Source organism: Polaromonas sp. CG_9.5, assembly GCF_035984465.1.
Taxonomy (GTDB): Bacteria; Pseudomonadota; Gammaproteobacteria; order Burkholderiales; family Burkholderiaceae_C; genus Polaromonas.
In genome coordinates this window covers 18,511-37,709 of sequence record NZ_JAXCHR010000004.1, presented here as the reverse complement: position 1 = coordinate 37,709, position 19,199 = coordinate 18,511, and the positions used below count along the sequence as shown (strand labels likewise).

Annotated in this window: 19 protein-coding genes; 5 read left to right on the top strand and 14 right to left on the bottom strand. The window is 62.2% G+C overall.

Going from position 1 to position 19,199, the window contains the following annotated elements; genetic code table 11:
• Positions 1-21: 21 nt before the first annotated feature.
• On the bottom strand, positions 22-747 hold the full coding sequence (locus RCH06_RS04200; RefSeq protein ID WP_327080182.1) for a TerC family protein: 726 nt from the start codon (positions 745-747) through the stop codon (positions 22-24).
• Between the two features lie 627 nt (positions 748-1,374).
• On the opposite strand from RCH06_RS04200, the gene RCH06_RS04195 reads away from it, so the two are divergent.
• The gene (locus tag RCH06_RS04195) at positions 1,375-1,788 is read left to right on the top strand and encodes a DUF3717 domain-containing protein (protein WP_327080181.1); all 414 of its coding nucleotides are present in this window, start codon (positions 1,375-1,377) and stop codon (positions 1,786-1,788) included.
• A gap of 116 nt (positions 1,789-1,904) precedes the next feature.
• A complete protein-coding gene (locus RCH06_RS04190) occupies positions 1,905-2,216 on the top strand; it encodes a DUF2007 domain-containing protein (protein ID WP_327080180.1) in 312 nt (103 codons plus the stop codon).
• Between the two features lie 285 nt (positions 2,217-2,501).
• Here RCH06_RS04190 and purB read toward each other — a convergent pair whose 3' ends face one another.
• Positions 2,502-3,881 (bottom strand): adenylosuccinate lyase, encoded by a 1,380-nt coding sequence (purB, locus tag RCH06_RS04185; RefSeq protein ID WP_327080179.1) that lies wholly within the window; start codon positions 3,879-3,881, stop codon positions 2,502-2,504.
• Between the two features lie 147 nt (positions 3,882-4,028).
• Between purB and RCH06_RS04180 the strand changes: the two genes are divergently transcribed.
• Positions 4,029-4,643 carry a glutathione S-transferase N-terminal domain-containing protein gene (locus tag RCH06_RS04180; RefSeq protein WP_327080348.1) on the top strand — a complete coding sequence of 205 codons (615 nt, stop codon included), beginning with the start codon at positions 4,029-4,031 and terminating at the stop codon, positions 4,641-4,643.
• 18 nt (positions 4,644-4,661) lie between these two features.
• On the opposite strand, the gene RCH06_RS04175 is transcribed toward RCH06_RS04180, so the two are convergent.
• The 9 genes from RCH06_RS04175 to RCH06_RS04135 all read right to left on the bottom strand — a co-directional run bounded on the left by RCH06_RS04175 (position 4,662) and on the right by RCH06_RS04135 (position 12,696).
• Positions 4,662-5,126 carry a nuclear transport factor 2 family protein gene (locus tag RCH06_RS04175; protein WP_327080178.1) on the bottom strand — a complete coding sequence of 155 codons (465 nt, stop codon included), beginning with the start codon at positions 5,124-5,126 and terminating at the stop codon, positions 4,662-4,664.
• An 11-nt stretch (positions 5,127-5,137) separates the two neighbouring features.
• Entirely contained in the window at positions 5,138-5,908 is a 771-nt protein-coding gene (locus RCH06_RS04170; RefSeq protein ID WP_327080177.1) for an SDR family NAD(P)-dependent oxidoreductase, read from the bottom strand.
• 81 nt (positions 5,909-5,989) lie between these two features.
• Positions 5,990-6,568 carry a DUF3833 domain-containing protein gene (locus tag RCH06_RS04165; RefSeq protein WP_442799591.1) on the bottom strand — a complete coding sequence of 193 codons (579 nt, stop codon included), beginning with the start codon at positions 6,566-6,568 and terminating at the stop codon, positions 5,990-5,992.
• Entirely contained in the window at positions 6,565-7,869 is a 1,305-nt protein-coding gene (locus RCH06_RS04160) for an MFS transporter (protein ID WP_327080176.1), read from the bottom strand. The genes RCH06_RS04165 and RCH06_RS04160 overlap by 4 nt, the downstream gene beginning before the upstream one ends.
• A complete protein-coding gene (locus RCH06_RS04155; protein WP_327080175.1) occupies positions 7,866-8,450 on the bottom strand; it encodes a chalcone isomerase family protein in 585 nt (194 codons plus the stop codon). Before RCH06_RS04155 ends, RCH06_RS04160 begins: the two co-directional genes overlap by 4 nt.
• 8 nt (positions 8,451-8,458) lie before the next feature.
• Positions 8,459-9,697 (bottom strand): cyclopropane-fatty-acyl-phospholipid synthase family protein, encoded by a 1,239-nt coding sequence (locus RCH06_RS04150; RefSeq protein WP_327080174.1) that lies wholly within the window; start codon positions 9,695-9,697, stop codon positions 8,459-8,461.
• The gene (locus tag RCH06_RS04145; protein WP_327080173.1) at positions 9,694-10,479 is read right to left on the bottom strand and encodes a DUF1365 domain-containing protein; all 786 of its coding nucleotides are present in this window, start codon (positions 10,477-10,479) and stop codon (positions 9,694-9,696) included. The genes RCH06_RS04150 and RCH06_RS04145 overlap by 4 nt, the downstream gene beginning before the upstream one ends.
• Positions 10,476-11,798: an NAD(P)/FAD-dependent oxidoreductase gene (locus RCH06_RS04140; protein ID WP_327080172.1), complete on the bottom strand. Its 1,323-nt coding sequence runs from the start codon at positions 11,796-11,798 to the stop codon at positions 10,476-10,478. The genes RCH06_RS04145 and RCH06_RS04140 overlap by 4 nt, the downstream gene beginning before the upstream one ends.
• 292 nt (positions 11,799-12,090) lie before the next feature.
• Positions 12,091-12,696: a glutathione peroxidase gene (locus RCH06_RS04135; protein WP_327080171.1), complete on the bottom strand. Its 606-nt coding sequence runs from the start codon at positions 12,694-12,696 to the stop codon at positions 12,091-12,093.
• Positions 12,697-13,061: 365 nt separating this feature from the next.
• On the opposite strand from RCH06_RS04135, the gene rfaE2 reads away from it, so the two are divergent.
• Together rfaE2 and RCH06_RS04125 are read left to right on the top strand one after the other, a co-directional pair.
• Positions 13,062-13,556 (top strand): D-glycero-beta-D-manno-heptose 1-phosphate adenylyltransferase, encoded by a 495-nt coding sequence (gene rfaE2 / locus RCH06_RS04130; RefSeq protein WP_327080170.1) that lies wholly within the window; start codon positions 13,062-13,064, stop codon positions 13,554-13,556.
• A gap of 107 nt (positions 13,557-13,663) precedes the next feature.
• Entirely contained in the window at positions 13,664-13,837 is a 174-nt protein-coding gene (locus RCH06_RS04125) for a Txe/YoeB family addiction module toxin (RefSeq protein ID WP_327080169.1), read from the top strand.
• A gap of 212 nt (positions 13,838-14,049) precedes the next feature.
• Here the strand turns inward: RCH06_RS04125 and RCH06_RS04120 are convergent, their stop codons facing one another.
• From RCH06_RS04120 to RCH06_RS04110, 3 genes are read right to left on the bottom strand one after another with little or no spacing between them, the layout of a single operon-like run.
• A complete protein-coding gene (locus RCH06_RS04120; RefSeq protein ID WP_327080168.1) occupies positions 14,050-14,742 on the bottom strand; it encodes a hypothetical protein in 693 nt (230 codons plus the stop codon).
• Positions 14,743-14,788: 46 nt separating this feature from the next.
• Positions 14,789-17,923 carry an efflux RND transporter permease subunit gene (locus RCH06_RS04115; RefSeq protein WP_327080167.1) on the bottom strand — a complete coding sequence of 1,045 codons (3,135 nt, stop codon included), beginning with the start codon at positions 17,921-17,923 and terminating at the stop codon, positions 14,789-14,791.
• The gene (locus RCH06_RS04110) at positions 17,920-19,191 is read right to left on the bottom strand and encodes an efflux RND transporter periplasmic adaptor subunit (RefSeq protein ID WP_327080166.1); all 1,272 of its coding nucleotides are present in this window, start codon (positions 19,189-19,191) and stop codon (positions 17,920-17,922) included. Before RCH06_RS04110 ends, RCH06_RS04115 begins: the two co-directional genes overlap by 4 nt.
• Positions 19,192-19,199: the final 8 nt, after the last annotated feature.

Below are 19,199 nucleotides of genomic sequence, written 5' to 3'. Positions count from 1 at the left end.
AACGGCTGCGTCAAACGGCGTTCAATGTGCAGCAGGTGCCGTGCGTGCCGCCTGGGCGCGCCGGTTGGCCCACCAGCCCGCACCCAGCACGCCGGCAATCGCCAGCGCGTAAGTTGCCCAGGCGGCGGCACTGTGCAGGGTCTGCGCCGACGGCAGGCTGTCCGGGCCGCCATAAATCGGGTCGAGCCAACGCTCGCCCACAATCATTTTTGCGGCGGTAAAGGCCAGCACGGCAGCGCCGAGCTTGATGATGGCGGGGAAGCGCTCCACCAGTTTGAGCACCATGGTGCTGCCATACACAACGATTGGAATGCTCACCAGCAGGCCGATGATGACCAGGGCAAATGAGCCGTTCGCCGCACCGGCCACGCCCAGCACGTTGTCAATGCCCATCAGCGCATCGGCAATCACGATGGTTTTCATGGCGCCCCAGAAAGTGCTGGCCACCGGGCCGTCGTGCTCCTTGCCCTCCTGCGACGAAAGCAGCTGGTAAGCCACCCACAGCAGGCCCAGTCCGCCCACCAGCATCAGGCCGGGGATTTGCAGCAGCCAGACGACGCCCACCGTCATGACGGAGCGAACGGCAATCGCACCGGCAGCGCCCCAGACAATGGCTTTTTTCTGCAGATGGGGCGGCAGGTTGCGCGCCGCCAGCGCAATCACGATGGCGTTGTCGCCGGCCAGCACCAGGTCAATCAGGATGATGGCCATCAGAGCCGACCACCAGGGGGTTGAAAATAATTCCATTGCGCAAGCTTCCATCAATCAGGTATCAAAGGGGTGGACATCCGCCGGGACGGATTTCCGCAGGGCTGAAACCAGTCGGACAAAACGGATTGCGCAGGAATTTTTCAAATGCCGCGAACGCTCCGACTGAACCTATTGCTCCGGCCCATTAAAGTCATAAGTTTTTCGGCCTTGGTCTCAAGCGAATTAGTCAATTTTTGTTCAGACTTCAGAGGGCCGGATCAATAGGCTGGTTTCAATCGAAGGTCTGGCTCGACAGGCAGCGGGGCTGCCGGTCCAGCAAGCCGGAGGCGTGAGCCTCGTATTGACGACTTACTGAAGCGAATCGACCGCATTTTTCATTCCAGAAAAACTGCAGCAAATTCAGGGAGTTACTCCCCTTCGGAACGGGTATTGGACATGACAAGGCCATTTCCTGAAAATTTTGAGGTCTTTGGGCGGGTTTTGAGCAGGTCTTGAACACGCTTTAAGCAGGCTTTGTCACAGGAGCTTTGTCCGCCCATGCCTTCGGTCATTTTTGTGGCGTCGGGGGTTTGCGAGGGTCGGGCTGATAATCAGCAGCCCTGTCCTGCAGTTCCGCTTTCACCGAGCTGTGACGTTTTTTGCATTCCTGTATTTTTCCTTTTCATGCCCGGCATCCACCTGATCGACATTGAAGCCGCCATCAACTACTGGCGCGGCAAAGCCGCTGTGTCCGACGGCATCACCCTGACGGGCGAAGTGCGCGCATTGGCCGAGGTCTATGCGCTGATGGTTTTCCACCATGAAGATACAGCTGACGAAACGACTTTTTCGGCGCAGGCGCTGGCCGCCTGGCTGGCCTGGTACGACACCACCGCCGACACGCCCTGCATTGCCATCTGCTCGACCAGCCAGGGCGACGAACTGTGCAAGGGCTGCGGACGAACCTTCAGCGAAGTGCAGCACTGGCTGGCGATGAGCCCGGTCGAAAAACGCCACACCTGGCACCGCATCACCCAGCAAGCCACGGCCTGGCGCTTTGGCCGCTATTCGGACCGGGCGCTGGAGAAAAAAGGCTAGCCGGCCCGGCTTGGCAAGCATTTTTTAAGCCAAACAAGGCTTGTGTGCATAGCCATAGGTCGCAAGCAGCTATCAATTTTGTAGTGATTTTTCGCCAGTCGGGCTACACTGCCCGCATGCTTCGCCTGACCCATGCCCCCAATATTGCCATTGCCGCGCTGTGGCTGGACGCCTTGCAGCAAGCCGGCTATTCCGCCAGCATGCAGCGCTATTTTCTGAGCGGTATCGCCGGCGAACTGCCGCCTGACCAATGCCTGCCCGAAATCTGGCTCACCAACAACGAAGAAGAAACCGGCGCACGCGCCTTGCTGGATGCGTTGCAGAACATGCCGCAGCGGCGCTGGCTGTGCGCCTGCGGTGAAACGGTGGAAGGCGGCTTTGAGCAATGCTGGCGCTGTGGCGCGCCCATGCCGGTAGCGCCGGCCTAGGCGCAGCGCCGGGTCAGTCCAAGCGAAGTTCAGCCCCTGCACAGCGCATTATCCAAAGCAGCGAACGTTAAATAGGCAGGTTTGCCAGTCAGGGCCGCGGGACTGGCTTTGCCAGACCGCAGGCGCAGCGCCCCCTCGGGGGGCAGCGCAGTACGCGAAGCGACAAGCGTGGGGGCATATCTCCACCAGTCAGGGCCGCGGGACTGGCTTTGCCAGACCGCAGGCGCAGCGGCCCCCTCGGGGGGCAGCGCAGTACGCGAAGCGACAAGCGTGGGGGCTTTGTTTTCAGACCCGCCGCGCCAGCTCAGCCGCCATGCCGACATAGCTGCCGGGCGTCAGCAGCAGCAAGCGCTCTTTTTCAGCGTCCGGAATGTCCAGCGAGCGGATCAGGCCGTGCAGGTCTTCGGGTTTGACGGTCTTGCCGCGCGTGACTTCCTTGAGCTTTTCATAGGCGCCCTGCACGCCGTAACGGCGCATCACGGTCTGGATCGGCTCGGCCAGCACTTCCCAGGCGCCATTCAAGTCGTCGGCCAGGTTTTCTTCGTTGAGTTCGAGCTTGTTCAGGCCGATGCACAGCGAGTTGTAGGCCAGCACGGCGTAACCCAGCGCCACGCCCATGTTGCGCAGCACGGTCGAGTCGGTCAGGTCGCGCTGCCAGCGGCTGATGGGCAGCTTGTCGCTCATGTGGCGCAGCATGGCGTTGGCCAGGCCCAGGTTGCCCTCGGCGTTTTCAAAGTCAATCGGGTTGACCTTGTGCGGCATGGTTGACGAGCCGATTTCGCCTTCTTTCAGGCGCTGCTTGAAGTAGCCGACGCTGACATAACCCCAGATGTCGCGTGCCAGGTCGATCAAAATCGTGTTGGTGCGCGCCACCGCGTCAAACAGCTCGGCCATGTAGTCGTGCGGCTCGATCTGGATGCTGTAGGGCTGAAACGTCAGGCCCAAGCCCAGCGGTTCGGGCGTTTCAATGACGTGGCGGCTGAAGGCTTCCCAGTCAAAATCGGGCCAGGCAGCCAGGTGGGCGTTGTAGTTGCCCACTGCGCCGTTCATCTTGGCCATCAGCTTGATGCCCGCGATGGTCTCGCGCGTCTTGACCAGTCGCACGACGACATTGGCCAGTTCCTTGCCGACGGTGGTCGGGCTGGCGGTCTGGCCGTGGGTGCGGCTGAGCATCGGCACGTCGGCATGCGCATGGGCCATCTGGCGCAGCTTGTCGATGATTTTGTCGAGCGCCGGAAGCAACACCAGTTCGCGGCTGCTTTTGAGTTGCAGCGCCTGGCTGGTGTTGTTGATGTCCTCGCTGGTGCAGGCAAAGTGCACGAACTCGCTGGCGACCTGCAACTCGGGCCGGGCCTCGAACCTGGACTTGATCCAGTATTCGACGGCTTTCACGTCATGGTTGGTGGTTTTTTCAATCGCCTTGATGGCCAGTGCGTCGGCTTCGCTGAAGTTCTTCACCAGGCCGAGCAAATAGGTGCGCGCACCGGGGCTCAAGGGTTTGAATTCGGCAAATTTGGCGTCTGACAGCGCAATGAACCAGGCAATTTCCACCTGAACCCGGCGGTGCATATAGCCTTGCTCGGACATCAGGGGGCGTAAGGTAGCAAGTTTGGCGACGTATCGGCCGTCCAGCGGCGACAGTGCGTTAATGGGTGAAAAGCTCATGGCGGCGATTGTAGGGGGCACGCGTGAAACGACCGGCCAGTCTGCGTCGCCGCAGGATCTGACGGCCCCGCGCTGCTGTGATTGAGCGCGCGCCCTGACTCGATAGAATGCTGTTTTCCCCACGGCACGACAAGAACACAGCACATGATGAAACTCATCGGCTCCGCCACCAGCCCCTATGTCCGCAAGGTGCGCATCGTCATGGCCGAGAAAAAGCTCGATTACCGCTTTGTGCTGGAAGATGTCTGGGCGGCAACCACCGCCATCAGCCTGTCCAACCCGCTGGGCAAGGTGCCGTGCCTGATCATGGAAGCGGGCGAGGCGATTTTTGATTCGCGCGTGATTGTGGAATACCTGGACACGCTGTCGCCGGTGGGCAAGCTGATTCCCCAGCAAGGCCGCGAGCGCGCCGAAGTCAAGACCTGGGAAGCGCTGGCCGATGGCGTGCTGGACGCTGCGCTGCTGGCCCGGATGGAAGCCACCTGGTCAGGCCGCAGCGCCGAGCAGCGCTGCGACGCCTGGATGGCGCGGCAAATGAGCAAGATTGACAACGCCCTGCAGGCCATGAACAAGGGCCTGGGCGACAAGGCGCATTGCAGCGGCGTGCATTTCAGCCTGTCCGACGTGGCAGTCGGCTGCGCGCTGGACTATCTGGATTTCCGTTTCCCCGAAATTGACTGGCACAACCACTACCCCAAGCTGGCCAAGTTGCAGGAAAAGCTGAAATTGCGCCCCAGCTTTATCGACACCCGGGCGCCCTGAGCCGCACAGCCCCCGCGCTTACTGGCGCGCGTGCTGCTTGAGCCAGCGCATCAGGCCGCCCACCACGGGCAGCTTTTCATACAACTCTTCTGCCGCATCCCAGTAGTCGCGGTGAAATTCCACCCGCCCCTGAGCGTTGAACTTCAGGTGCGAGCCGCCGCGCACGGTTTGGTCGGTCTGCCGGGCGTAACTTTTGAAGCGGAATTTGAATTCCCAAGTCAAAAAACACTGCGCGCCATCAACGATGCAGCCGGTCACGACAAAATGCGGCTGCTCCAGCGTTTCATACATGTGGCTGAAAATTTGCCGGATCTCGGCCAGCGTGCTGACTTCATTGAACGGGTCTTTGAAATACGCTTGCGGCGTGTACAGCGCGCCCAGTTGCGCCAGGCTGGCGGGACTGAGAGTTTCAAAAAATTCAACCACCCGCGCCGCCGCTTCGCGCAGGGGCGGCACGGGCGCTGTGGTTTCATAAGAAGGCATGCCAGTCGCTTTCAAAGGGACGTGATTTTGCGCACCGCCGCAAAACGTGCGCCATAGGGCAGCAGGCGCAAGATTTTCATCCAGCGGGTAAAGCGCTTGGGGAAATGGATTTCAAACGCGCCCTTGCGCCAGCCCTGCAAAATTTTATCCGCCGCCTGCGCGGGCGTGATCAGCGCCGGCATGCTGAACTCGTTTTGCGCCGTCAGCGGTGTTTCGACAAATCCCGGACAGACCAGGCTCACGCCAATGCTGCTGTCTTTCAAGTCCAGGTACAGCGTCTCAGTCAGGTTGATGAGCGCCGCCTTGGTCGGCCCGTAGGCCAGGCTCTGGGGCAGGCCGGTGTAGCCCGCTACGCTGCTGATAAAACTGAGGTGGCCGGATTTTTGGGCCAGCAGGGCGGGCAGCACGGCATCGAGCAGATACAGCGCGCCGCAGTAGTTGACCTGGTTGTGCCGCAGCATCTCGTCCAGATCAAACCCGGTGGCGCGCTGGGCTTTGTAATAGCCCGCGCAGTACATTGCCAGCGCCAGCGGCCCGCTGGCCAAGACGGTTTGCGCTGCTGCATGAACCGCCGCGCGGTCTGTCGCGTCCAGCGCCAGCGCCACCGCGCCCGGATGGCTTTGCACAAACGCAGCCAGGGTTTCGGCATTGCGCGCTGACACAAACACCCGCGCGCCCTGCGCATGCAGCGCATGGGCGGTGGCCTGGCCAATGCCGCTGGACGCGCCAATCAGCCAGACGGTTTTGCCGTGCCAGCCGGCCAGCGGGGGATTAAATGCCATGGTGCGGGTTTTCTGGTTGTTATGAATTTGATAGCTGCTTGCGCACGTCCTGCCTGCACAAGCGGCCTGTTTGATGCATTTTTAACGTTTAACGAACGACAGCGTGACCTCGCCCAGCCCAAAACCGAACTTGCTCATCTTCGCCTTGTTCAGCATCACCTTGTCGTTCATCAAATACATCCAGTCGTCAAACTGCACCTCAATGATGCGTCCATCGACCGGCAGTTTCAGGGTGTAGCCCCAGCGAAACGCATTGCCTTTTTCCTGGCCAGCGGCTTCGCCCACCACATCGCCGGCGGTGCCGGTGTAGCGCCCGTCAAGCTGGCGCTTGAGCGTCCAGACGCGGCGGTCTTGGGTACCGTCGGAATAGGTGAAATTTTCATCGAGCACGCCGGTTTCCGCGCCGGGTGGGCCGCTCCAGCTGCAATTCATCACCACGGTGAAGCGCTTGACGACCTTGCCCGATCGGTCGGTGAACAGGCCGTAGGCGTCAAGCGTGCCGTTGAAATACTGGCGCATGTCCAGCACCGGCTGCCCGGCGGCGTAGTCGGTGACTTGCGGGCCGGCGCAACCCGTGACCAGCGCCGCCGACAGCATCAGCGCCGGCAGGGTAGCAAAAGCAAATCTGAAAAGCCGGCGGTGCGAAGAAAGTGCGGTCATGGCGTGGCCTTTTGAGACGGTTGAACAAGAAAAAACCAGGCGCTGGCAGCTGCCAGCAGTTTGAGCAGGCAAGGCAGCACGCAGTACGCCACCACCAGTGCATTAAGCGCTTGTGCGTCGCGGCTGCCCGGCGCATAGCCAAACAGGCCGAGCAGCGGCAGCGCCAGCCCGGCGGCCAGCGCCAGATTGAGCTTGGTGGCGAAATTCCACCAGCCAAAATAAGCGCCTTCGGATTGGCCGGAGTGGCCGTTGGCCTGAATCAAGCCGGCCAGCAGCGCGCCCGGCAACGCCAAGTCGGTGCCCAGCGCCACGCCCGACAGCGCGCAGACCACGGCAAAGGCCAGCATTTGCCCGGCATCAACCTGCGCCGCCCAGGCAAACACCGCAACTGCCAGCGCCATGCCGACCAGCCAGGTGCGCGCCAGCCCAAGCCGCTTGACCAGCGCCAGCCAGAGCGGAATCGACAGCGCCGCCGCCAGAAAATAGCTGCCCAGAAACAGCGGCTCCATACTTTGCGGCGCTTGCAGCCGGTCCTGAATGAAAAACAGCACCAGCGTAGCCGGCACCGCGCTGGCAATGCCGTTGAGCATGAACACCGCCAGCAGGCGGCGAAAAGCGCGGGACTGAAGCGGCAGCCAGAGTGCGCCGCGAACGGCAGGCGCATCGGTGCGCCGCACCGGCGGCTCAGGCGCGCGGCACCAAGCCAGCCAGCCGGTCAAAAGCGCTATGAAAAAAAGAGCTGTCGTCGCAGGCAGGCCAAGCGCTACCGGCGTAATTGATGCCAAGACCACACCAATCAGGCCAAGTCCTTCGCGCCAGGCGACGATGCGGCTGCGCTGCGCCTCATTGCCACCCAGCATCGCGCCCCACGACTGGTGCGACACGCTGAGCGCGCTGTAGGCGGCGTAGGTCAGCATCAGGCACGCGCCGGCCCAGAATGCCAGCGCGCCGGGCGCATCCTGTACGCTTTGCGGCGGAAAAAACAGCAGCGCAAACCCCAGCGCCAGCGCCAGCGCGGCAACTGCGCCCAGTCGCAGCACGGAACGGGTGGATTGCGCAAACAACCGGTCGCTCAGCCGGCCCAGCAGCGGGTCGATCAGCGCATCAAACAGCCGGGCACCGAGCAAAATCGCGCCCAGCAGGGCCAGCGGCATGCCGAATGCGCGCGCGTAGTGGTTTGGCAAGATGACGTACAGCGGCAGCGCCACAAACGCCAGCGGCAGCCCGAGCAAGCCGTAAGCCAGCCCGTTGCGGGGTGAAAACACGTCCGCATCGGCAGCCGGCGGTGCGGCTGGTGTCATTCACCGGCCCCTGCCAGCAAGGCGGCGCGCATTTGCGGCTCGGACGTGTTGGGCGACAGCCAGATGCCGAAAAACAGCCGAGCAAATTCGGCATCGCGGATTTCGCCGCTGGCCTTGCCGTTGACCCAGAAGTCCGCGCCGCGTCCGGGCCGATAGATGCCCAGAATGCGTGCGCCCTTGGCCACATCGGGAATCACCCGCAGCATGTCGGCCTTCCACAAGGCGGCCTGGGCGTTGCTGATGGGCTGGCTGCGGCGCATTTCCTGCAGCGAGCGCTCGGCAATGTCCAGCGCCTTGAAGTCGCGCAGGTAGCGCAGTTCCAGCGCCAGCGGTGACGTGGCGTAGCGGCCTGCGGCAAAGCTGGCCGGTGCCCACAGGCGCGCGTCATAGACCTGAAAGCCCCAGACCGTCAGCCCTGACGTGCCGATAAGCCTGGCCTGCGGCAGGGCTTGCAGAATTTCGGCTTGGGCGTCTGGCGTCGCGGTGGCTTCAGCCGCCGGGGCTGCCGTTTGCGCCAGCGCGGTGCCGGCGGCGCACAGGAAGCCCGCCAGACAGACCCATTGCCGCAGTCGGGGGGTCATGGCGGAAATCAGCGCTTGCGCAGCGTGAACTGCATGACGCTGGTGTTGGCCTGCGAGAAAGCGGCTTCGCAGTAGCACAGGTAAAACTCCCAGATGCGGATGAAGCGCTTGTCAAAACCCAGCTCCAGCACGCGCGCCTCTTGCGCCAGAAACGCATCGCGCCAGAGGCGCAGCGTGCGCGCATAGTCCAGGCCGAATGAAAATTCATCGACCACCTCGAAGCCTGCGGCCTCGGCTTGCGCCCGAAATTCACGCGGACACGGCAGGCAACCGCCCGGAAAGACGTATTGCTGGATGAAGTCGGTCGAGCCGATGTAGCGCTCAAACAGTTCGTCGGCAATTACGATGCTCTGGATGCAGGCATGGCCGCCGGGCTTGAGCAGGCGGGCGACGGTCTGGAAATATTCTGGCCAGTATTCGCGGCCCACCGCTTCAACCATTTCAATCGAGCAAATCGCATCAAACGGCGCGTCGGGCGTGGTTTTGCCGATGTCGCGGTAGTCTTGTAAACGCAAGTCGGCTTTGTCGGACACGCTAAGCCGCGCCATTCGCTGCTTGGCCCATTCGAGCTGCTCGGTGCTGAGCGTTACGCCGACCACGGAAGCACCAAATTCGCAGGTCGTCATTTCGGCCAGTGCGCCCCAGCCGCAGCCGATTTCGAGCACGCGGTCGCCCGGCTTGACCTGCGCCTGGGTCAGGGCGCGGCGCACCTTGGCGTGCTGGCCTTCGCGCATGGTGCCCTCGGGCGACTCGAACAGGGCCGACGAGTAGTTCATCGTTCCGTCCAGCCACAGCGCGTAAAACGCATTGCCCAGGTCGTAATGGGCGTGGATGTTTTTCTGGCTGTTGGCCTTGGTGTTGCGGTTGAGCAGGTGCTTGACGCGGTACGCCAGACGCCCCAGCCAGCTGCCGTAAATCGCGCTTTCGACTTCCTTGCGGTTGATGATGAGCAGTTCCAGCAAATCGGTCAGGTGCGGCGTAGTCCAGTCGCCGGCAATGTAGCTTTCGGCAAAACCGATGTCGCCCGAACGCAGTGCGGCGCTGCACGGTTTCCAGTTGTGCAGGTGCAGACTGGCCATCGGCGCGTGGCCCGAGCCGAAACGCTGCAGCGAGCCGTCGGGCAATTGCAGCGTCAGCGTGCCGTGTTTCAGCCGCCGCAGCATTTTCAGCGCGGTGCGCGCAGCGCCGGGGGCGTCGCGGGGAATGGGCGGGGCGGTGGAAAGGGAAGGGGGGCTGAAGGTGGTCATCGCGTCACAGTGTTTTTGGGAAGCTCGGGTTTGCGGATGAAAGGCACGTGTTTGCGCCAAATCTTGAAGGCTTGCCAGTGAATGCGCGCCATCACGCCCAGCGTCATGGCCGGGTAGCGCCACAAGGCGCGGCGCAGGCTGGCCGCTGTGACCGGCTCCAGCGTGCCGCTGACGCTGGTTTGCAGCAGCGCGCTGGTTTGCTCGTCCGGGCTGTCGTGGTAGTCGATGCGGGCGACGGTTTTTTGAACGCCGCCCTGATCGCTGCGCAGGAACCGAAAGCGGTAGCCGCCGGCCAGCGTGCAAAACGGCGAGACATGAAACACCTTGTCGGCGCGCAGTTCGCGGCCATAGTCCGGCTCGTCCAGCAAGTAGCAGTGGCGCTCGCCAAAGGTGTTGTTCACCTCGACCACGATGGCGCGCAGGCTGCCGTCCAGCCGGTGGCAATACCAGAAGCTGACCGGCTTGAAGGTGTAGCCCAGCACGCGCGGATAGGTGTGCAGCCACAGTTCGCCGCCCGCGTCTTCCACGCCTTCGCGCCGCAGCAGGGCGTCCAGCCACGTCACGGCGTTGTCGCCGCCGTCGCCGTGGTCGCGGTCAAAAAAACTCAAGGCGCTGCGCCGGTTGTGCGCCAGTGCGCCGCTGCCGTCCCGGTGCAGGCTGCGCATCGGCAACATGAGGAAATAGGTCGGATAGTTGAAGGCGTTGGCGGTCGGGCGCAGGCGCTTGTGCATGACCTGGCCGAAGCCGATCAGCGGCTGAACCGGCGAAAGAGAGACTTTCATGGCGTCTCCTGAGCGTGTTGCGCCAGCAGCAGCCGGGCCGCCTGCAGCCCTGACTTCAGGCCGTCTTCATGAAAGCCATAGCCGGCCCAGGCACCGCAAAAGTAGCTGTGCTGCTGGCCCTGCAAATCAGGCAGTGCCTGTTGCGCCGCAATCGCTGGCAGGTCAAACACCGGATGCATGTAGTCGTATTCACCCATGATGTGACTACGCGCAATCGCCCGCACCGGATTCAGCGACACCACCACGGGCTGCGAAAAGGGCAGCGGCTGCAGCTTGTTGAGCAAGTAATGCAGGCAGACGCTGGACGTTTCGCGGCGGCTTTGCGCGGCGCGTTCGTAGTTCCAGGCGGCCCAGGCGAGCTTTTTTTGCGGCAGCACCGACGCATCGGTGTGCAGCACGGCGCGATTGGCCTGGTAGCGAATGGCGCCCAGCACCGCGCGCTCGGCCGGGCTGGCCGCAGGCAGCAGCGCCAGCGACTGGTCGGAATGCGTCGCCAACACGACCTTGTCGAACTGCTCAATGGCGTTGTGCGTCATGATGCGAACACCGCCGCGTACCGCCCCGGCATCGCGCTCAATGTGCCGCACCGGCGTGTTCAGGCGCTTGTCGGCAATGCCGGCCACGATCTTGTCGACATAGTGGCGCGCGCCGCCCTTGACCGTCCACCACTGCGGCCGGTCGGTCACCTGAATCAAGCCGTGGTTGTGGCAAAACCGGATCATGGTAGCGACCGGAAACTGCAGCATCTGGTCAGTCGGGCACGACCAGATGCAGCCCATCATCGGCAAGAAATACCAGTCACGAAATTCATCTGAAAACTGGTGGCTGCGCAAAAAATCATCCAGCGGCTGCAGCATCACCAGCGCTTCGCCCGACTCGGCCAGCGCGGTGGCAATGCGGTTGAAGCGGGTGATGTCGCGCAGCATGCGCAAAAATTTCCAGTTGACCAGATTGCCGCGCTGGGCAAACACAGTGTTCAGGCTGGAGCCGCTCCACTCCAGCGCCCGGCTGCCGGACGCCGCAGGCACCTTGACGGAAAACGACATGTCCGACTTGGCGGTTTCAACGCCCAGTTCGGCAAACAGCGCAATCAGTTGCGGATAAGTGCGTTCGTTGAACACCAAAAAACCCGTGTCCACGCCATGCGTCAGCGGGCCTTTCGGGCCGGGCAGCGTGATGTCTACGGTGTGGGTGTGGCCGCCGAAATAGTCGCCCGCTTCAAAAAGCGTGATGTCGGCCTGGCCTTGCAAGGCGTGCGCCGCTGCCAGGCCGGAAATGCCCGAGCCGACGATGGCCACCTTGAGCGGTGCGGCCTTCATGCCGGCACCTGCCCGGCCGGCTGGCGAATAAAAAGGCTGCGAAGCGTCCCGGAACGAACAAGGAAGAGAGGGAGGAGTAGAACCGCCCCGGGTTGGCAATCTGGCCGTGAGGGCCAGAAAGGCTTCGCAACCATGAAACTGTCTTTACTGCGTGTCGGGCCGGCTTTTAACGGCCTGCGGTTGACGCGCGGTGGTGATGAATCAGAGCCCGACCCGCTCGGCTGAGTTCCCTGCTTGGAGAGCGTGGGCCGGTAAAGTTTTGTCAAGCAGCGCTGGACTTGTGAGGCGTTGTTCATGGCTTGGCCAGCTGCTTCTCAAGCTCTGCCACAAACTTGCTGCTGCCGGGGTCGGTCATTGAATTGAAGGCGGTGACTGCCTTGCCATCGCGCCCGATGATGTATTTGTAGAAATTCCAGCGCGGCGGCGTGTCGGTTTTGGCGGCCAGTTGCTGGAACAGCGGGCTGGCGTCCTTGCCGCTCACGCGGGTCTTGGTGAACATCGGAAATTTCACGCCAAACGTGCTTTCGCAAAAGTCGGCGATTTCCTTGTTGCTGCCACTTTCCTGTGAAAAATCATTGGACGGAAAGCCCAGCACCACCAGACCCCGGCCCTGGTATTTGGTGTAGAGCGCTTCGAGGCTCTTGTACTGCGGCGTAAAGCCGCAAAAGCTGGCGGTATTGACAACAACGACCACCTTGCCGCTGTACTGGCACAGCGACTGCGGTTTTTCGTCTTGCAGGCGCAGCACGTCTTGCTGCAGCAGCGCGGGGCAAGCCTGCGGCGCTGCAGCCGCCGGCAAGGTGCCAGCTGGCGCGCCGGCAGCGTAGGCGGGAGAGCCCACAAAAGCAGCGCCTGCCAGCAGCGCTGCGGACAAAGAGGTCAGGGAAAACGCATTCATGGCGGACTCGCAATAAAAAGTGGCAGGTGGGGCATCTTGCTCTGTGCGGTTTTCTGCCCGGTATCGGCATCCGCCAAGGCGGATGCGCAAGCGGGTATTGATTGAATACGCAGCATGACCGAGAGTGGATTCAGACGCCAGCCTATTTTTTTAAACGCAGTGCGTGGGCGGCGTCTGCATAATCTTGAGTCTTTGCTGGTTTTGGGGTGTGATGCGTGGCGATCCATCGTCGAATAAAGCGCTGCGCTCGCCATGACACCTCAAGCACCCAGCCAGTGGGCTGGTTTTGCACTGGCATCAAAAATGATCTCCTCCTTCCATCTCACCGTTTTGTCCGGCCCCCTCAGGGCTGCGCCCCCCATCGCATGAACCCACCTGCTTTCCTCGAAAAAATCGTTGCCCGACAAGACGCCCGCGAGCGCCTGGCTGCCTTGCCGCGCCCCGTGGTGTTCACCAACGGCGTGTTTGACGTGCTGCACTGCGGTCACGCCACGTATCTGGCGCAGGCGCGTCAGCTCGGCGGCAGTCTGGTGGTGGCGCTGAACACCGATGCATCGGCGCGGCGGCTGGGCAAAGGCCCGGAGCGGCCCCTGAACCGCGAGGAAGACCGCGCGGTGCTGATCGCGGCGCTGGAGTCGGTCAGTCTTGTCACCTGGTTTGACGAGGACACGCCGCTGGAGTTGATTGCCGAACTCAAGCCCGACGTGCTGGTCAAGGGCGGCGATTACGATATGGATGCGCTGGCCGAAACGGCGGTGGTGAAGGCGTATGGCGGTCGGGCGCTGGCGATTCCGTTTGTTGAGGGCTATTCGACGACGGCGCTGGTGAAGAAGATTCGTGCGGGGTCTTCTGGCGGCTGAGTTTGGCTATTTAATTAATAGCTGCTTGCGCCCGTCCTGATTGTGCATGAGACTGATTTGATTGAATTTTTTAATGGCGCGAGGTCAGCCACGCTAACGGACATGACTTGCAAGATTTCAGCTGTTGTTTGTACAAACTTGCCTGGGGTGTCGGCAAGCCTGAGCCGTTGAAGCATGCCTTGTCAGGATTCTGGTCGCGCCGCATCACTGATGCACATCGCATGATTTACAAGGTGGAAGGCGACGCGCTATGCCTTGCGCAGCTTCGATATCGCTATTGAGCCGGACTCACACGCTGCAATAGTGCAGGATGACTGGCTTACAAGTCGGTTGCAACCAGATCAGCCGGCAGCCGTCTTGACGTTAGCCGGTGCCGCATGCAGCTGAAGCCCCAGCGCACCCACGACGCGCAAAATGGTGGCGAACTCAGGATTCCCGTCTTGTAGCTGATAAGGTTGGAATTCAATCTCAGTCGAAGGCAGTGCACTACGGGTTAGGCATCTTTTTTGAACACCCGCAGATCGAGAATATCGTAGAACTCAGGCAACCACTTCTTGAGAAGCTCATGCTCTGCCTCATTGACACTGACCCATGACGGGGTCATCCGGTAGAGAATTTCTCGTTCTCGAACGACCAATAAAGTGGTTATTTGACCTTTGGAGAAACTGCACGACTCAAGAAAGTATTTTTTCAGGAAGCCGGTCACAGCCTTAGACACCTTTACCCCAACCTGCTTTCCCCATAATCGGTTATCTAACGGAATATCGAGAGTTTTTGTGGCACCGTAGTCAACATACTCCTGCTCAGTTTTTCCGGCAAGCATCCCCGGCTTTGGTTTGGGGTGAACTATGTGATCACGCAATTTCAAAACATCTGTGGCCAGCTCCGTCTCTCTGCTTCCTCGGTCAATGTGTTGCCCACAAACAGCGAACAGGTGGTAGTCGAGTTTGGATATGGGAGGCAGTTTATCCAACTCCTGAAGTAGCTTTGCTGGCAGGCGCAGAGCCAATAGACAACTGTTGGCGATGCATTCAAGCAGTAGTGCCGCGTTTGCTATTGACGACCGGGCATTCGCAAATCCAAGCTGTGTCTCACCCGCAATTTCGCTTTGTTCCAGAAAAATGACGATATCAAATATTAGCGTCAGTGCACGTTGATCTACAAACTGAATATCGGGGAGGCTCATTACTTAAGACTCCTATCTTTGATGTATCGCGATGGGCTTCTGTCTATCACGGCCCCACATCCCCAGCCCGCACCGCAACCACCTCCCCAGGCTTGCCTCGCACCCGCCCCACCATCCGCTTGATGAAATGCTCCAGATCATCCATATAGGTAAACACCGCCGGCACCACCAGCAGACTCAGCACGGTGGACGTAATCAGTCCGCCAATCACCGCCACCGCCATCGGTGAGCGAAAGCTTGAATCCGCCGCGCCAAAGCCGAGCGCAATCGGCATCATCCCGGCGCCCATTGCCAGCGTGGTCATGATGATCGGCCGGGCGCGCTTGTGGCAGGCGTCGAGCAGCGCGTCCCAGCGGCTCATGCCTGCCACCACCGGCCGGCCGTCGCTGCCGTCATGGCCGCGCCGGGCCACGATGGCGTACTCGACCAGCAAAATCGAATTTTTGGTGGCAATGCCCATCAGCATGATCAGGCCGATCAGCGACGGCATGGAAAAGCTTTTTTGCGCAATCAACAAGCCGACAAACGCGCCGCCCAGCGACAAGGGCAGCGCCGCCAGAATCGTCACCGGGTGCAAAAAGTCCTTGAACAGCAGCACCAGCACGATGTAGATGCACAGCACGCCGGTCAGCATCGCCAGGCCAAAGCTGGCAAACAGCTCTCCCATGACTTCGGCGTCGCCAATTTCCACCACCTTCACGCCGGGTGGCAGGTTTTTCACGGCGGGCAGCGCTTGCACGGCCTTGGTCACGTCGCCCAGCGGCAGGCCGGACAGCTCGATCTCGAAGTTGACGTTGCGCGAGCGGTCGTAGCGGTCAATGATGGCCGGGCCGCTGGCCATGCTCAGCGTGGCGACCTGGCCCAGCATCACCGGGCCTTTGGCACCGGGCACCGACAGGCGCTCCAGCACGCTCAAATCCTGGCGCGCGGCGTCGGCCAACCGTACCACGATGGGCACCTGGCGCTCGGACAAGTTGAGCTTGGGCAGGGACACGTCGTAGTCGCCCAGCGTGGCAATGCGCAGCGTGTCGCCGATGGCGGCGCTGGTCACGCCCAGGTCGGCAGCGCGGGCAAAGTCGGGCCGCACGGCAATTTCAGGACGAATCAAGCTGGCGCTGGATGCGACGCTGCCCAGGCCGGGCACGGTGCGCAGGTCTTTTTCGACCGCGCGGGCGGCAGCGCTCAGCGCCAGTGGGTCTTCACCGGTCAGCACAAGAATGTACTTTTCGCCCGAACCGCCCAGGCCGACTTTGCTGCGCACACCGGGCAATGTTTCCAGCGCGGTACGCATCTTGTTCTCAATTCCCTGCTTGCGTGGCCGATCGCCGCGTTCTGCGAGCAGCACGGTCAGCGTGGCCTTGCGGGTTTCCGCTGCACCTGAACCGGCAAACGGGTCGCTGCCTGCCGTGCCGCCGCCAATCGTGGTGTAGATGCTGCGCACATGTTCGACCTTGGCAATCAAGAGCCGCGCCTGCTCGGCAGCCGCTTCGGTCTGCGCCAGGCTGGAGCCCGGTTGCAGCTCCAGATAAACCTGCGTCTGCGAGTTGTCGTCGGGCGGAATGAAACCGGTGGGCAGCAAGGGAATCAGTGCAATCGAGCCGATAAAAAACAGCGTGGCCGCCACCATGGTGACCACCCGGTGCTTCAGGCACCAAGCGGCCGCGCGCATGTACACCTTCAGCCAGCCCGGCTCCTTGTGCTCGCCGACGAGGGGCTTGAGCATGTAGGCCGCCATCATCGGCGTCAGCACCCGCGCCACCACCAGCGAAGCCACCACGGCCAGCGCCGCCGTCCAGCCGAACTGTTTGAAGAACTTGCCGGCCACGCCGCTCATGAAGGCGGTTGGCAAAAACACCGCCACCAGCGTGAAGGTGGTGGCGACTACCGCCAGGCCAATCTCGTCAGCCGCTTCCATTGCCGCCTGGTAGGGCGTCTTGCCCATGCGCAAGTGGCGCACGATGTTCTCGACCTCGACAATCGCGTCATCGACCAAAATGCCGATGACCAGCGACAGCGCCAGCAGGCTGATGATGTTGATTGAAAAGCCCAGCAAATGCATGCCGATGAAAGCCGGAATCACCGACAGCGGCAGCGCCACCGCCGACACAAAAGTCGCCCGCCAGTCGCGCAAAAACAGCCACACCACCAGCACCGCCAGAATGCCGCCTTCGTACAGCAGGTGCATCGAGCCGTCGTATTCCTCCTCGACCGGCTTGACGAAATTGAAGGCTTCGGTCAGCACCAGGTCGGGGTGTTGCACCTGTAATTCTTTCAGCGCCGCCTGCACCGCCGCGCCGACAGTGACTTCGCTTTCGCCCCGGCTGCGGGCGACTTCAAAACCGACCACCGGCTTGCCGTCGAGCAGCGCGGCTGAACGCGGCTCAGACACGGTGTCGCTGACGGTGGCCACGTCGCTCAGGCGAATCTTGCGGCCATCGGGCAAGGCCAGTTCGAGCGCGGCCAGTTCCTGCGCCGACTTGACCGTGGCCAGCGTGCGTACCGGCTGCTCGCTGCCGCCCAGGTCGGTGCGGCCACCGGCGCTTTCAGTTTGCACTTGCTTGAGCTGGCGCGAAATATCGGCCGCGCTGGCACCCAGCGCCTGCAACTTGGACGCATCCAGCGCCACCCGCACTTCACGCGTCACGCCGCCGACACGGCTGACCGCGCCCACGCCGCGCACCGCCAGCAGCTTGCGGGCAATGGTGTTGTCGACAAACCACGACAGCGCTTCGGCGTCCATGCGGCCAGATGAAATCGTGAAAGCCAGAATCGGCTGGCCCGACAAGTCCACCTTGGTGACGACCGGGTCGCGCACGTCGGCAGGCAAATCAGAGCGCACCCGCGCCACGGCAGAGCGCACGTCGTCCACCGCTTCCTGCACCGGCTTTTCGAGGCGAAATTCAGCGATGACGCTGACGCCGCCGTCCTGCACCTTGGTCATGATGTGCTTCAGGCCCTGCACCGTGGCGATGGAATTTTCCAGCTTTCGGGCAACCTCGGTTTCCAGCTGCGCGGGCGCTGCGCCCGGCAGCGACGCCGAGACGCTGACGGTGGGCAAATCGATGTCGGGAAAGTTCTGCACCTTCATGGCGTTGAAGGACAAGATGCCGCCAAAGGTGAGCAGCACAAACAGCATCACCGCCGGAATCGGGTTCTTGATTGACCAGGAGGAAACGTTCACGGTTTTGCTCCTGCTTTGATAGCTGCTTGCGCAGGTGCAGCCTGCACAGGAGCCGTATTTGACTCATTTTCCTGCCCAAGGCGCACCAAATCGCCGTCATTCAGGAAACCTGCGCCGTTGACGACGATGCGCGCGTCCGCTGGCAAGCCCGAAACGACCTCGATACGTTCGCCCGACAGCCGGCCGGTTTGCACCTTGAGCTGGCTGACGCGGTTGCCATCGCCCAGCTGGAACAGGTAATTGAAGCCGTCGCGCACCACCAGCGCGCGCTGTGGCACCGTCAGCGCTTCGGTTGCGCCCAGCTCGAACTCGCCACGGGCGAACATGCCGGCTTTCGCTGCCCCCACGCTCCCCACTGCGTAGGGTTCGCTGCCCCCCAAGGGGGCTGTGCTGGCTTGGGGCGGCCCGGCGCGGCGCACGGCAGTTAACGTTTTGCTGGAGGCCGGCAGATCAACATACACCAGCGCCGCGCGCGTTTGCGGGTCAACGCTGGGCGCGACCATGCGCACCCGGCCGCGCAAGGTGCCGCCGCTGGCCGGCACCACGCTGACCGGCGTGCCGACGGCAATGCGGCCCAGTTCGCTTGACGTGACTTCGGCGCGCCACTCCAGCCGGCCCTGGCGGATCATGCGGAACAATTCCGCGCCGCTGCCGACCACCGAGCCGACGGTGGCGGTGCGGACTGAAATCACGCCGCTGTCGGGGGCCAGCACCTGCGTTTGCCGGCTGCGCAACTGCTGCGCACTCAGCACCGCTTGCGCCGCTTCGGCGCGGGCCTTGGCGGTTTTCTCTGTGGTCTGGTACTGGTTGATCTGCTGCGTGCTCAGCGCACCCGAGCTTTGCAGGCTGCGCGCGCGTTGGGCGTTGCCAGCGGCGTCAGCGGCATTGGCCTGCGCTTCGAGCAAGCTGGCGCGTGCCTGCGCCACATCGGCCTGCACGCTGTCCGTGGCAAACGTCGCCAGCACTTGGCCGGCTTTGACCACATCGCCGACGTTGACGCGCACGTCGGTTAGCCGCAGGCCACTGGATTCAGCCCCGATGGCGGCTTCTTGCCAGGCCGCAATGTTGCCGTTGGCGGCCAGCTTGATCGGCAGACGCACCGACTCGGGCAGGGCGACCGTCACGGTTAGCGCCGGCTTGGGCGCGGCCTGGGCGCTGGCGGGTGTTGCTGCGGGCTTGCGGGCAGAGACGTAAAAGAACGCACCCGCCGCCACGGCGAGCCCCACCAAAATGACAACAACAATGGGTTTGAGTTTGAATTTTTGCATGGCGTGAA

What these genes read in the sequence shown, in the direction of transcription:
- RCH06_RS04155 (WP_327080175.1), bottom strand. Translation starts at nt 8,450, where the DNA reads ATGACCCCCCGACTGCGGCAATGGGTCTGTCTGGCGGGCTTCCTGTGC.
- RCH06_RS04180 (WP_327080348.1), top strand. Translation starts at nt 4,029, where the DNA reads ATGAAACTCATCGGCTCCGCCACCAGCCCCTATGTCCGCAAGGTGCGC.
- RCH06_RS04190 (WP_327080180.1), top strand. Translation starts at nt 1,905, where the DNA reads ATGCTTCGCCTGACCCATGCCCCCAATATTGCCATTGCCGCGCTGTGG.
- purB (WP_327080179.1), bottom strand. Translation starts at nt 3,881, where the DNA reads ATGAGCTTTTCACCCATTAACGCACTGTCGCCGCTGGACGGCCGATAC.
- RCH06_RS04110 (WP_327080166.1), bottom strand. Translation starts at nt 19,191, where the DNA reads ATGCAAAAATTCAAACTCAAACCCATTGTTGTTGTCATTTTGGTGGGG.
- RCH06_RS04175 (WP_327080178.1), bottom strand. Translation starts at nt 5,126, where the DNA reads ATGCCTTCTTATGAAACCACAGCGCCCGTGCCGCCCCTGCGCGAAGCG.
- RCH06_RS04135 (WP_327080171.1), bottom strand. Translation starts at nt 12,696, where the DNA reads ATGAATGCGTTTTCCCTGACCTCTTTGTCCGCAGCGCTGCTGGCAGGC.
- RCH06_RS04195 (WP_327080181.1), top strand. Translation starts at nt 1,375, where the DNA reads ATGCCCGGCATCCACCTGATCGACATTGAAGCCGCCATCAACTACTGG.
- RCH06_RS04150 (WP_327080174.1), bottom strand. Translation starts at nt 9,697, where the DNA reads ATGACCACCTTCAGCCCCCCTTCCCTTTCCACCGCCCCGCCCATTCCC.
- rfaE2 (WP_327080170.1), top strand. Translation starts at nt 13,062, where the DNA reads ATGAACCCACCTGCTTTCCTCGAAAAAATCGTTGCCCGACAAGACGCC.
- RCH06_RS04160 (WP_327080176.1), bottom strand. Translation starts at nt 7,869, where the DNA reads ATGACACCAGCCGCACCGCCGGCTGCCGATGCGGACGTGTTTTCACCC.
- RCH06_RS04200 (WP_327080182.1), bottom strand. Translation starts at nt 747, where the DNA reads ATGGAATTATTTTCAACCCCCTGGTGGTCGGCTCTGATGGCCATCATC.
- RCH06_RS04120 (WP_327080168.1), bottom strand. Translation starts at nt 14,742, where the DNA reads ATGAGCCTCCCCGATATTCAGTTTGTAGATCAACGTGCACTGACGCTA.
- RCH06_RS04170 (WP_327080177.1), bottom strand. Translation starts at nt 5,908, where the DNA reads ATGGCATTTAATCCCCCGCTGGCCGGCTGGCACGGCAAAACCGTCTGG.
- RCH06_RS04140 (WP_327080172.1), bottom strand. Translation starts at nt 11,798, where the DNA reads ATGAAGGCCGCACCGCTCAAGGTGGCCATCGTCGGCTCGGGCATTTCC.
- RCH06_RS04145 (WP_327080173.1), bottom strand. Translation starts at nt 10,479, where the DNA reads ATGAAAGTCTCTCTTTCGCCGGTTCAGCCGCTGATCGGCTTCGGCCAG.
- RCH06_RS04165 (WP_442799591.1), bottom strand. Translation starts at nt 6,568, where the DNA reads ATGACCGCACTTTCTTCGCACCGCCGGCTTTTCAGATTTGCTTTTGCT.